The sequence below is a fragment of the Frateuria aurantia DSM 6220 genome, assembly GCF_000242255.2.
Classification (GTDB): Bacteria; Pseudomonadota; Gammaproteobacteria; order Xanthomonadales; family Rhodanobacteraceae; genus Frateuria; species Frateuria aurantia.
In genome coordinates, this window is sequence record NC_017033.1 from 3041370 (window position 1) to 3054545 (window position 13176).

Here is a 13176-nt window from a genome sequence, read left to right on the forward strand (position 1 = left end):
TAGACGTCGCAGGTCCGAGCATTAAAGAATGAGTAAGCCCGTTGCAATTATTGGTATGGCCTGCCGTTTTCCCGGCGGTGTAGCTACGCCTGAAGATTACTGGAACCTGCTGGTCGCCGAGACCGACGCTGTCACCCAGGTACCGCCGACGCGCTTCGGCACCGAGTTCTATCAGCACCCGTCCAAGCAGGAGCCCGGCAAAAGCTACACCTTTGCCGCCGGCGTGCTGGATCAGGTGATGGGCTTTGATGCGGCCTTCTTCGGTATTTCTCCGCGTGAAGCCGCACATATGGACCCGCAGCAGCGATTGCTGCTGGAGCTGGCCTGGGAGACCTTCGAACACTCGGGCAAGACACCCGCCGAGATGGCCGGCAGCGACTACGCCGTTTTCGTCGGCGTGGCCAGTGGCGACTACGGTGATCGTACCGTCGATGATCTGAATATCATCGATGCCTATTCGGCCACCGGCAATACCGCCAGCATTGCCTCGAACCGTATTTCCTACCTGTACGATCTGCGTGGCCCCAGCATGTCGATCGACACGGCCTGCTCATCGTCCCTGGTAGCCTTGCATCAGGCCTGCAACGCGATCCAGAGCGGCGATGCCACCACCGCCCTGGCGGGTGGCGTCAACCTGCTGCTGCATCCCTTCCCCTTTGTCGGCTTTTCCAAGGCCTCGATGTTGTCGCCGACCGGTCGTTGTCGCGCCTTCGATGCCTCGGGTGACGGTTATGTCCGCGCCGAAGGTGGCGCCCTGGTCCTGCTGAAGGATCTGGAGCAGGCCCTTGCCGACGGTGACGAGATCCATGCCGTGATCATGGGCTCGGGGGTGAACTCGGACGGCCATTCCCAGGGCGGCATCAATGTGCCGACCAGCGATACCCAGGGCGCCCTGCTGGAGGCGGTGTATCAGCGTGCCGGTATCAGCCCGGAGCAACTGGACTATATCGAGGCCCATGGCACGGGTACCGCCGTCGGCGATCCGGTCGAGGCCCGCGCGCTGGCCGAAATCATCGGCCAGCGCCGGCCCAAGGACCAGCCGCTGCTGATCGGCTCGGCCAAGACCAATCTGGGCCATCTGGAAACCGCCTCGGGCATGGCGGGGCTCATCAAGGCCGTACTCAGTCTGAAGCACCGGGCCGTGCCGGCCTCGATCCACTTCAAGACACCTAATCCGAATATCGACTTTGTTCGCAGCGGCCTGCAGGTCGTCGATCGCTACACCCCGCTGCAGAGCGCCCTGCCGTTGGTGATGGGCATCAATTCCTTCGGCTTCGGCGGCACCAATGCCCATGTGATCGTGCAGGAGGCACCGCCCCGGCCCGCGCCTGCGGCGCCGCCCGCCACGAACACAAACACGACCGAGCTGGCACCGCTGATTCTCAGTGCGCGTTCGGAAGCCGCCCTGCAGGCGCTGGCGCTGGAATGCAAGCAGCGTCTCGAAAGCGGCATGGACTGGTCGGCCCTGGCCGCAAGCATTGCCCGCAAGCGGCAGTGGCTGAACTATCGGGCCGTGCTCACCCCTGACCGGGTCGAAGAGGGGCTGACCGCACTGGAACGCCTGGCTGAAGGCCACAAGGCCGATCATCTGGTCCGCGGCGACGCGCCGGTCTCGGCCGGCAAGCTGGCGCTGATCTTCTCGGGCAATGGTTCGCAGTGGGCCGGCATGGGCAAGCAGTTGCTGGCCCAGGACCCGGTGTATCGAGCCGCCGTGGAAGATTTCGACCGGCTGTGGTGCCAAGACGGCAGCTCCTCGCTGCTGGCCGCGATGCAGGCCGGCGTCGACGAGGATTGGCTGGCGGCCACCGAGCATGCCCAGCCCATCCTTTTCGCCATGCAGTACGGCATGGTCAAGGTGCTGGAACAGCAAGGCCTGATCTACGACGCCTGCTATGGCCACAGCGTCGGCGAAATCGCCGCTGCCTGGGCCTGCGGCGCCTTGAGCCTGGAACAGGCCATCACCGTCATCAAGCGTCGCAGCATCGCTCAGGGCAAGACTCGGGGCATGGGCCGGATGGCGGCCGTCGGCCTCGGCAAGGAGGCCGTGCTGGCCCTGATCGCCGAACTGGGGCTGGCGGATGATGTCGAAATCGCCGGTACCAACAGCCCGCGCGCGGTCACTCTGGCCGGCAGTCAATCCGCGTTGGAGCAGATCCGTGACCGGGTCAAGGCCGATGGCGGGCTGTGTCAGTTGTTGAATCTGGATTACGCCTTTCACAGCCGTCAGATGGACGGCATCCGTGAGGAGGTGCTGGGTCAGCTGGCCAGCCTCAAGCCGGGTCCGGCCTCGCGGACCTTTGTGTCGGCCGTCACCGGGACCGAACTGGCCGGGCCCGAACTGGATGCCGAATACTGGTGGCGCAATATTCGCGAGCCGGTCGCGTTCGATCAGGCCAGTGCCTGCCTGATCGATGCCGGCTATCGCCTGTTTCTGGAAGTGGGGCCGCATTCCATTCTGCGCAGCTATGTCAGCCAGCAGCTGGAAGAAGCCAAGGTGTCCGGCCGCGTGCTGCCGACCCTGAAACGCGGCCACGACACGACCGAGGCCTTGCATCGCGCCTGGGCTGCGATCATCGCCAACGGCGCCAGCCTGGATCCGGCCCGCAGCTACGGCACCACGGCCCTGCTGCCGGCCAGCGCGCTGCCGCATTACCCCTGGCAACGCGAGCACTACCAGTTGCCGGCCACGGCCGAAGGCTATGATCTGGTCTACCGTCACCGCGAACACCCGCTGCTGGGTTATCGCCTGAAGGACGCCGACTACGCCTGGGAAAACCAGATCGATCCAGTCAAGCTGCCCTTGCTTGCCGATCACGTGGTCAATGGCGCAGTGGTGTTCCCCGGTACCGGCTATGCCGAAATCGCCTTGGCCGCCGCGCGGATCCGCTTCGGCACCGAGGCCGTCGCCCTGGAAAACCTGGAAATCCGTGCGCCCGTCAGCTTCCAGCCGCAGCAAGCCAAGCTGTTCCGGCTGACCCTGGATCCGCGTACCTCGGGCTTCAGCATCGAGACGCGGGCGCGAATGTCGGCCGAGCCGTGGGTATTGAATGTCACCGGTCGGCTGCTGGCCAATGGACCGGCACTGAAGCCCGGCAGCCGCTACGATCTGGCCAGCCTGGCCCGGCTGCAGTCCCGGCCGCCGATCGAGGGTGCCGAGCTGTATCAGCAGGCCGCGCAGCTGGGTCTGGCCTTCGGTGATGGCTTCCGCTGGATCCAGTCGGTCCGCATCGATGACCAGGAAGCCCTGGCCGAGCTGAAGCTGCCGGACAGCGTCCAGCCACATCTGGGCGATTACCTGTTCCATCCGGCCATGATGGACGGGGGCTTCCACCCCTTGCTGGCCTTGCTGGCCGATGACAGCGATGACCATGCCGCCTATGTGCCGGTGCAGATGGGACGGGTCGATTATCTGGGCCGGGGTCAACCCGTCGCTCAGGTCCGGGTCAGCATTCTGCGGCGCAGCCCGCATTCGGTGCTTGCGGCCTTCACCTATCTGGATGCCGACGGCGTCATCATCGCCCAGATCAGCCAGTGCCGTTTCCGCCGAGCTGATCTCAGCGGTCGTCGCCATGCACCGCCGGATCGCTATGTATTCGAGGCGGTGCCCCGTGCCCGCTTCGCCGCCGCCGGCAGCGAGCAGTTGCCGCTGCCGCATGATCTGCTGGTACAGGCTTCGGCCCGGCTGGAACATCGCGAAGATCAGGCTTTGCGCCAGGTCCATCGCGAGGAAATGATGCCCTTGCTCGACGTGCTGGCCGCCGCCTATGCCCGTCGTGCCATCGATGCCGTGCATCTGCTGGATGGCGACGGCGAGATCGTGCCTGAACAGAAGGCGCTTGCCGCCCGTCTGGTCGATATGCTGCTGCAGGATCAGGTGCTGGTCCGCGACGGTGATCAGCTGCGGTGGGGCACGGAGGAACTGCCGCCGATCGAAGAACTGTGGCGCAGCCTGCTGGCCTTGTCGCCGGCCCATGCGGCCGAGCTGGCCCTGATCGCCCATTGCGGTGCCGCCCTGCCGGCCCTGCTGCGCGGCGAGCTGGCCCCTGCCAAGTTGCTGGCCGCCAGCCGCAGCAGCCTGGTCGATCACTACTACGACAGCTCGCCGACCTGGGCTTATGCCCATGCTCTGCAGCAGGCCGCGATCGAAGCGCTGATCGCCGGCTGGAACGGGCCGCGCCCGCTGCGGGTGCTGGAAATCATGGCACCGGAATCGCATCTGCCGCGGCCGGCCCATCCACGAATCCAGGCCGCCTGCGATTACGTACTGGCCGGAACCGACGAGCAGCTGGCGGCCTTCGATGACTCGGCCTATCCGCTGCTGGACACCGCCACCCTGAGCCTGGCCGAAACGCCGCAACTGAGTCTGGCCAGTGGCCGGAATGCCGAATTCGACCTGATCATCAGTCACCATCTGCTGACCGGCGTGGCCGCCGCCGGTAATCTGCTGGCGGCCTTGCGCGGCTGGCTGGTCCCTGGGGGCAGTCTGCTGCTGGCCGAGGCCCAGTCCGGCCGTCTACAGGACATCGTGTTCGGTGCCGAGAGCGGCGCCGTCGCCCTGCCGGATCCCGCACTGATCGAAAACTGGCTGCAACAGGCCGGCTTCGAAGCCTGCGGTCATCTGAGCGAAAGCGAAAACGCGCTGGAAGGCGAGCCGGTGCTGGTCTATGCCCGGCAACCCTGGATCGAGCCGGCCTCCGCTCCCGCCACCGGGCGGTCATGGCTGCTGCTGGTACCGGATGCCGACCAGGGCGAGGCCGCACAGTTCGGTGCCGCCATCGCGGACGCCCTGCGCGAACAGGGACAAACGGCGGTGCAATGTGCCGCCGCCGATGCCGCCACCGCCTTGTCGGCCCTGCCGGTCAATGCCGCCCCGGCGCAACTGATCTATCTGGCCGGCAGTCTGTGGACCGCCGAGGCCGATACCGACGGTGCCACCATCATGGCCCGCCAGGAAGCCGGTCCGGTCGGACTGGCCCGGCTGGCGCGTGCGCTGCCCCCCGTCACCGCCGAGCGTTCGCTGCAACTGTGGGTCGTCACCCGTGGCGGCGCTGCGCTGGAGCTGCCGGCAGACGCCCATCAGGTGCACTCTGAACAGATCAGGCCTGACCAGATCCGCCCCGAACAGGCTTCGACCTGGGGCCTGGGCCGGGTGCTGATGAACGAGCAGTCGGCCTTCAATACCCGGCTGCTGGATATCCTGCCGGAAGTGACGGATCCGGTGGCCGCCTTGCTGGGCGAGTGTCTGGCCGATACCGGCGAAGATGAAGTCGTGCTGTCCGCCCATGGCCGGTATGTCGCCCGCATGCGCCATGCCGCCACCATCGAGGCCCGCCAGCGCGAAAGCGCCGGCACCCGACCGCCCAGCGTGCTGGGCTTCGAGGCCCCGGGCTCGCTGCGCAATCTGCAATGGCAGAGCCTGCCTGAGCGCGAGCTGGCACCGGACGAAGTGGAAATCGAGCCCATCGCCGTCGGTCTGAATTTCCGCGACGTGATGTATGCCATGGGTCTGCTGTCGGACGAGGCCGTCGAAAACGGTTTTGCCGGCCCGACCATCGGCATGGAACTGTCCGGCCATATCCGGCGGCTGGGCCGTGACGTCCAGGGCTACCGCATCGGCGATGCCGTGGTCGGTTTTGCCCCGGCCTGCTACGCCAGCCGCGTCCGCACGCCGGCCTCGGCGGTCTGCCACAAGCCGGCCAGCCTCGGCTTCGAGGCGGCGGCGACGATTCCGTCCACCTTCTTCACCGCTTATTACGCCCTGCATGAGCTGGGCCGTCTGCGACCCGGCGAAAAGGTGCTGATCCACGGTGGCGCCGGCGGTGTCGGTATTGCCGCCATCCAGCTGGCCAAGCATCTGGGCGCCGAAGTCTTCGCCACCGCCGGCAGCCCGGAGAAGCGCGAATTCGTTCGCCTGCTGGGGGCCGACCATGTGCTGGATTCACGCAGTCTGCTGTTCGCCGACGAGATCCTGCGCCTGACCCACGGCAAGGGCATCGACATCGTGCTGAACTCGCTGGCCGGTGAAGCCATGGTCCGCAGCATCGATGTGCTGCGCCCCTTCGGCCGCTTCCTGGAACTGGGCAAGCGCGACTTCTACGAGAACACCTCGCTGGGCCTGCGTCCGTTCCGCAACAACATCAGCTATTTCGGCATCGACGCCGACCAGCTGATGGGCGTGCATCCGGAACTGACCGCCCGCCTGTTTGCCGAAGTCATGCAGTTGCTGGCCGACCGTCAGCTGAGCCCGCTGCCTTATCGTGCCTTCCGCGCCGACCAGGCCCAGGACGCTTTCCGCTATATGCAGCAGGCCCGCCAGATCGGCAAGATCCTGCTGACCTTCCCCGAAGGTGCGCCGGCACCGGAACAGCTGGAAAGCCAGGAGATGGCTTTGCCGGCGGCAGCCAGCTATCTGGTGATGGGTGGTACCAGCGGTCTGGGCTTTGCCACCGCCCGCTGGCTGGTCAGCCGCGGCGCCCGCCATATCGTGCTGGCCAGCCGCAGCGCCAGGCTCAGTCCGGAGCTGCAGCACGAAACCCGGATGTGGCAGCTGGCCGGCATCGAGGTGCAGGTGGAAAGCTGCGATCTGACCGAGGCCGCCTCGGTGCAGGCCCTGATCAGCCGTATCGATCGCCCCGAAGCCCCGTTGAAGGGTCTGGTGCATTCGGCCATGGTCCTGGCCGACGGTCTGCTGACCAATCTGGATGACGAAGCCTTCCGCCAGGTACTGGCGCCCAAGGTGGCCGGTGCCTGGAATCTGCATCAGGCCACCCGTGGCCTGGGCCTGGATTTCTTCGTGGTCTATTCCTCGGCCACCACCTTCCTGGGCAACCCCGGCCAGTCCAACTATGTGGCCGCCAATGCCTATCTGGAATCGCTGACCCTGCTGCGCCGCAGCCAGGGCCTGGCGTCCAGTTTCATGGCCTGGGGCCCGCTGGAAGATGTCGGCTTCCTGGCCCGCAACAGCCAGACCCGCGAATCGATCCAGGCGCGTATCGGCGGTCGCTCGATCACCTCCGACGAGGCCATGGCCGCGCTGGAGCAGGTCCTGCATCAAGGCCGTGCCGGCGAAGCCGTGCTGTGGCTGGACTGGGCCGCGATCAGCCGGGTGATGCCGGGCGCCCGTTCGGCGCGGTTTGCCGAAGTCAGCCGCAAGGATGGTCAGGACGCCACGCATGGCGGAGGCGAAAGCCTGCGCGAGGAACTGCTGGCGGCCAAACCCGAACAGGCCCTGGAACGGGTGACCGAAACCCTGCGTGCTGAAATCGCCCGGATTCTGCATCTGCCGCCGGCCAAGATCGAAAGTCACCAGTCGGTGCTGGAACTGGGCATGGATTCGCTGATGGGCATGGAGCTGGCGATGGCCGTCGAAGAGCGCTTCGAGGTCAAGCTGTCGGTGATGCTGCTGGCCGAAGGCGCTACCGTGCATACCCTGGCCCAGAAGATCCTGAAGTCGGTACGTGGCGACGAACAGGAGCCGGCGCCGGCCAATGCGATGGAGGCCCAGATCGCCGCCCTGGCCGCCCAGCATGCGCTGGACGTGCCTGGCGAGGAAGCGGTCGAACCGATCGAGACCGTCGCTCCGTGACGGCCGTGACCGGCTGGTCCGATGATCAGGGGACGCTGGCCCGCGCGGTCAGCGTCGACGGTCACGGCCTGCATACGGGCCGCAAGGTGCGCCTGCAGATCGATCCCGCGCCGCTGGGACATGGCATCGTGTTCCGGCGCATGCGGGGGACAACCCTGCTGGGTGAGTTGAAGGCCGAGCCCGGACTGCGCCTGGCCCAGCCGCTGTGCACCGCCCTGCAGACCCCTGATGGACTGCGGGTGCGGACCACCGAGCATCTGCTGGCAGCCCTGCTGGCCTGCGAAATCGATCATGCACGGGTCACCCTGGATGCCGAGGAAGTGCCGATCCTTGACGGCAGCGCCCTGCCCTGGATCCAGCTTTTGCGGGATGCCGGCCGTCAGGCCTTCGCCGTGCCCAAGCGCTTTATCAAGATTCTGCGGCCGCTGCGAGTCGGTGATGGCGACAATCGCTATACCTCGATCGCGCCGCACGACAGTTATCAGCTGCAAGTCCGCAATGATCTGAAGGGCTTCGGCCAGATGTGCTGGGAAGGTGATCTGACGCCGACCAGCTTTGCCCGGGATATCGCCCCTTCACGCTCTTACGGGCGACTGAAATGGGCGATTCCGGCGATTGCCGGCGGATTTCTCAAGGGTGTGCCGATCCTGCGCGGCGCTCGTCCCTCGTGCACGGCCACCATCATCGGCGGCTCGGTGCATGGCGGCATGCGCCTGCCGGCTGAGTTCGTGCGGCATCGGGTGCTGGACATGGTAGGTGATCTGGCCTTGCTGGGTGCGCCCTTGCTCGGCCGCATCGAGGCTCATCGTCCCAGCCATGAAATGAACTATCAGCTGGCTGCCGCGCTGTTGAAGCAACCTGAATCCTGGTGCTGGGTTTAATATAGCCGTTCAGGTTCGTTGAAAGGCTGTGGCTAAAGATGGGTATCGGTGAGCAATTCCGCCAGCAACTGGCGGCCAAGGCATTGCAGCGGCAGATCGATCGTGCCGGCAGGCAGGAAGACCAGCGCAAGACCGCCAGCCTGAGCGGCGCGCCCCGCAGTACCGGCGGACTCAAGCCGGAACTGGCCCGGTTCGAGACCTTGCCGGCCTACCAGCAGATGCTGGCCATGCAGGAAATGCGCAACCGGCTGGATATCGAATCACCCTTTTTCCGGGTCCATGACGGCCAGGCCGGCGACACCACGGTGATCGAGGGCCGTTCCTATATCAATTTCGCCAGCTACAACTATCTGGGCAGCTCCGGAGCCGCCGAGGTCAACGCCGCCGCCAAGGCGGCCATCGACCGTTACGGCACCTCGGCCTCGGCCAGCCGAATGGTGGCCGGCGAGAGACCGGTGCAGCGCGAACTGGAACAGGCCCTGGCCAGCTGTTACGGCGTCGACGATGCGCTGGCCCTGGTCAGCGGCCATGCCACCAATGTGACCGTGATCGGCTATCTGTTCGGGCCGAATGATCTGATCGTGCATGACGCCCTGGCCCACAACAGCATTGTCCAGGGTGCCCAGCTCAGCGGCGCCAAGCGGCTGAGCTTTCCGCACAATGACTGGGCGGCGCTGGACGAGTTGCTGAGCCGGGTCCGTGGCGAGTACCAGCGGGTGCTGATCGCCATCGAAGGCCTGTACAGCATGGATGGCGATTATCCCGAGCTGGAACGCTTTATCGAGATCAAGCGCCGGCATGGCGCCTTTCTGATGGTCGATGAGGCCCATTCACTGGGCGTGCTGGGTGCCACCGGCCGCGGCATTGCCGAACATGCCGGCATCGACAGCCGCGAAGTCGATATCTGGATGGGCACCATGAGCAAGACCCTGGGCGGTTGCGGCGGCTATATCGCCGGCAGCCAGCCGCTGATCGACTTGCTGCGCCACTTTGCGCCCGGCTTTCTTTACAGCGTCGGCCTGTCACCGGCGCTGGCGGCCGCGTCACTGGCCTCTCTGCAGCGCATGCTGGCCGGTCCGGAGCGGGTCGCCCGCCTGCGCGAGCGAGGCCGTTATTTTCTGAAGCAGGCCCAGGCCGCTGGTCTGGATACCGGTCACAGTGCCGGTTATGCGGTGATTCCGGTGATCACCGGCAGCTCGCTGAAGGCGGCGCAGTGGTCGAATGCATTGTTCGAGGCCGGCATCAATGCCCAGCCGATCTTCTATCCCGCCGTCGAGGAAAAGGCCGCGCGGCTGCGTTTCTTTATCTGCAGCACGCATACGGTGGAACAGATCGATGCCACCATCGCCGTGCTGGCCCGCCTCAACGGCCGCAGCTGATGCCGACATCGCCCGATATCGAAGTGATCTGCCGCCCGGCCCGGGCCGAGGATGCCGCCGCGCTGGCGCCCCTGGTCTATGCCTCGGGCGAGGCCGAGTTCCAGTATCTGCTGGGCACCGACGCCGCCGGCTGCATCGCCTTTCTGCAGCGGATCATCGCCTGGCCCCGCGGTCATTTCAGCTGGCGCCGGCATCTTGTGGCCGTCGCCGGTGATGACATCGTCGCCGTGATCGCCGCGCAGGACGGGCGGGTCCAGTGGTCGGACAATCCGCTGATCGCCCATGCGTTTATCCGTCACTTCGGTCTGTCCGCCGCCTTGGGCATCATGATGCGCGGCCTCCGCCTGGAAAAGGAGATTCCACCGCCGAAGCGCTCGCAGACCTTGCTGGCGCATTGTGCGACGGCACCGGCCTGGCGTAGCCGCGGTCTGTTCCGGCAGCTGTTTGCCCATGCCTTGCAGCAGGGCATGCTGCCGGCTCACCCCGGCCAGGAGCTGGTGCTGGACGTACTGGTGGACAACCCGCGAGCGATGGCGCTGTATCAGCGCTGCGGCTTTCAGGCCCCCGCCACCCCGCGGCCGCTGACCCGCGGCCTGCCACGGCAGCTGCAGGCCATCCGGATGCACTGGGCCCCGCCGCAGGCCTGAACCAGCTCCGGAAACAGATCAAGACAGGACTCAAACACTTGTTTGAATTTTTGGCTACAATGCAGGACTCTGCGATGATTCGCCCTTTGTCCTGCGGGATCCATTGAACTTAAGGATGCACCCATGAAGATTCTGGTCGGCTACAAGCGCGTTGTGGACTACAACGTCCGCATCCAGGTCAAGCCTGATGGCACGGGAATTGTCACCGATGGCGTCAAGCTCTCGGCCAACCCCTTCGACGACATCGCCCTGGAAGAGGCGCTGCGCCTGCGTGAAAAGGGCGTGGCCACCGAAGTGGTGGTGGTGGGGATCGGCCCGGCCGACCTGACCGCCCATTTGCGCAACGGTCTGGCCATGGGCGCCAATCGCGCCATCCATGTCAGCACCAGCGAAGCCGTCGAGCCGCTGGGCGCCGCCCGCGTGTTCCTGAAGCTGATCGAAAAGGAACAGCCGGATCTGGTGCTGCTGGGCAAGCAGGCCATCGACGACGATGCCAACCAGACCGGCCAGATGCTGGCCGCCTTGTGGGACCGTCCGCAGGCGACCTTCGCCAGCAAGCTGGAGATCGAAGCCGGCAAGGCCAAGGTCACCCGCGAGGTCGATGCCGGCCTGGAAACCATCGAAGCCGAGCTGCCGGCCGTGATCACCGCCGACCTGCGCCTGAACGAGCCGCGCTTTATCAAGCTGCCGGACATCATGAAGGCCAAGGCCAAGCCGATCGAGGTGCTGGAACTGGCCGCACTGGGCGTGGATGTCACCCCTGCGCTGAAGGTCTCCAGCTACGAAGCCCCCGCCAAGCGCGGCAAGGGTGTCATCGTCAAGGATGCCGCCGAACTGGTGGCCGCGCTGAAGCAGAAGGGTCTGCTCTGAGCAGGCCGCAGGAGAGCATACGATCATGAGCAAGATTCTCGTCATCGCCGAACACCATGCCGGCAAACTGAACCCGGCCACCGCGCGCGCCATCAGTGCCGCTGCCGCCATCAAGCCCGAAGCCATCGACGTGCTGGTGCTGGCCGACCAGGTCGAGGCCATCGCCGCCGAAGCCGCGACCATCAGCGGCGTCAGCCGCGTGCTGACCGTGGCTCGCGCCGAAAACGCACAGCCGCTGGCGGCCGTGCTGGCCCCGCAGATCGCCAGGCTGGCCGAAGGCTACAGTCATCTGCTGATCGCCTCCACCACCTTCGGCAAGGATGTGGCTCCCCGCGTCGCCGCCCTGCTCGGCGTGGCCCAGATCAGCGATCTGATGAGCGTGGAGTCCGCCCACGTGTTCAAGCGCCCGGTCTATGCCGGCAACGCCATCATCACGGTTGAAGCCCCCAGCGATCGCATCGTGGTCGCCACGGTCCGTTCCGCCTCGTGGCAGGCCGCGCCCGGCGGCGGCTCGGCCCCTGTCGAAGCCGTGTCGGTGGACGTCGCCCTGCCGAGCCACACCCGCTATATCGGGCTGGACAGCGGCGAAAGCGATCGTCCTGACCTGCAGAGTGCCGCCAAGGTGGTCTCCGGCGGTCGCGGCGTCGGCTCGGCCGAGAACTTCAAGCTGGTCTATGACTTCGCCGACAAGATCGGTGCAGGCGTCGGCGCCTCGCGCGCCGCCGTGGATGCAGGCTACGTGCCTTCGGACATGCAGGTCGGCCAGACCGGCAAGATCATCGCACCGGAGCTGTATATCGCCATCGGTATCTCGGGCGCCATCCAGCATCTGACCGGCATCAAGGACGCCGGCACCATCGTGGCGATCAATGCCGATGCCGAAGCGCCGATCTTCGAAGTGGCCGACTTCGGTCTGGTCGGCGATCTGTTCAAGCTGGTGCCGGAACTGAGCGCCGCCATCGACGGCTGAGTCCAGCTGCACCTCGCCGGGCCGGCCTGATGGCGGCCCGGACATGACGAAGGCCGTGGGCACCCGCTCGCGGCCTTCGTGTTTGATGCGACCGCGGGTCCTGCTTCCAGGACTCCCGCTTCAACCGTTCCCGAAAGCCGCCGGTTCCTGCAGCCGGCCATGCTGCAGATGGATGCGGCGATTGCACAGCTTGTCCAGGGTGGCCGGCTGATGCGAAGCCAGGACCAGAATGCTGGCCTGGCGCACGATCTGCTGCAGTCGATCTTCGGCCCGCTCCACAAAGTCGGCATCGCCGACGCTCAGCCATTCGTCCATCAGCAGGATTTCGGGCTGCACCGCCGTGACCGTGGAGAACGCCAGGCGCAGCACCATGCCGCTGGAATAGGTCCGCACCGGCATGTCCAGATAATCACCCAAGCCGGAAAACTCGGCGATGGACGGTCTCAGTGCCAGGATCTGCGGCCGGCTCAGGCCCAGGATCAAGCCCCGGATCAGCATGTTTTCATAGCCGGTGGCTTCATGGTCCATGCCCAGGGTGACATCGATCAGGCTGGTCACCGTTCCTTCCACCGTCAAGCGGCCGCTGGTCGGCGCATAGACGCCGGCCAGCATCCGCAGCAACGAGGTCTTGCCGGCCCCGTTGTGCCCTTCGATGCCCAGCCGGTCGCCTTCACGCAGTTCCAGGCTGACATCCTGCAAGGCCTGGACCACGGTGACGTGGCGACTGGCCGCCGCCAGCCGGCCGCCGCTGACGGCGGCCAGCGCGGTCTTCTTCAGCGACTGGTTGGAGGCGCCATAGACCGGCAAGGCCAGCCCGCAGTGTTCAAGACGGATCAGGCTCATG

The 13176-nt window shown here is 66.0% G+C and carries 7 protein-coding genes; 6 read left to right on the forward strand and 1 reads right to left on the reverse strand.

Translation table 11 applies throughout. From position 1 onward, the window contains the following. The first annotated feature begins 28 nt into the window (after positions 1–28). The 6 genes from FRAAU_RS13995 (at position 29) to FRAAU_RS14020 (ending at position 12332) form a co-directional block, all read left to right on the forward strand. Positions 29–7585, forward strand: coding sequence for a type I polyketide synthase (locus tag FRAAU_RS13995; protein WP_014404168.1), 7557 nt, complete (start codon positions 29–31; stop codon positions 7583–7585). After that, a complete protein-coding gene (locus tag FRAAU_RS14000; RefSeq protein WP_014404169.1) occupies positions 7582–8466 on the forward strand; it encodes a UDP-3-O-acyl N-acetylglycosamine deacetylase in 885 nt (294 codons plus the stop codon). Before FRAAU_RS13995 ends, FRAAU_RS14000 begins: the two co-directional genes overlap by 4 nt. A gap of 38 nt (positions 8467–8504) precedes the next feature. Then, positions 8505–9845: an aminotransferase class I/II-fold pyridoxal phosphate-dependent enzyme gene (locus FRAAU_RS14005; protein ID WP_014404170.1), complete on the forward strand. Its 1341-nt coding sequence runs from the start codon at positions 8505–8507 to the stop codon at positions 9843–9845. Continuing rightward, positions 9845–10492 carry a GNAT family N-acetyltransferase gene (locus tag FRAAU_RS14010; protein WP_014404171.1) on the forward strand — a complete coding sequence of 216 codons (648 nt, stop codon included), beginning with the start codon at positions 9845–9847 and terminating at the stop codon, positions 10490–10492. The genes FRAAU_RS14005 and FRAAU_RS14010 overlap by 1 nt, the downstream gene beginning before the upstream one ends. Before the next feature lie 123 nt (positions 10493–10615). Beyond that, positions 10616–11362 carry an electron transfer flavoprotein subunit beta/FixA family protein gene (locus FRAAU_RS14015; RefSeq protein WP_014404172.1) on the forward strand — a complete coding sequence of 249 codons (747 nt, stop codon included), beginning with the start codon at positions 10616–10618 and terminating at the stop codon, positions 11360–11362. 25 nt (positions 11363–11387) lie between these two features. Then, the gene (locus FRAAU_RS14020) at positions 11388–12332 is read left to right on the forward strand and encodes an electron transfer flavoprotein subunit alpha/FixB family protein (RefSeq protein WP_014404173.1); all 945 of its coding nucleotides are present in this window, start codon (positions 11388–11390) and stop codon (positions 12330–12332) included. A 120-nt stretch (positions 12333–12452) separates the two neighbouring features. Here FRAAU_RS14020 and FRAAU_RS14025 read toward each other — a convergent pair whose 3' ends face one another. Then, a complete protein-coding gene (locus tag FRAAU_RS14025; RefSeq protein WP_014404174.1) occupies positions 12453–13175 on the reverse strand; it encodes an ABC transporter ATP-binding protein in 723 nt (240 codons plus the stop codon). Position 13176: the final 1 nt, after the last annotated feature.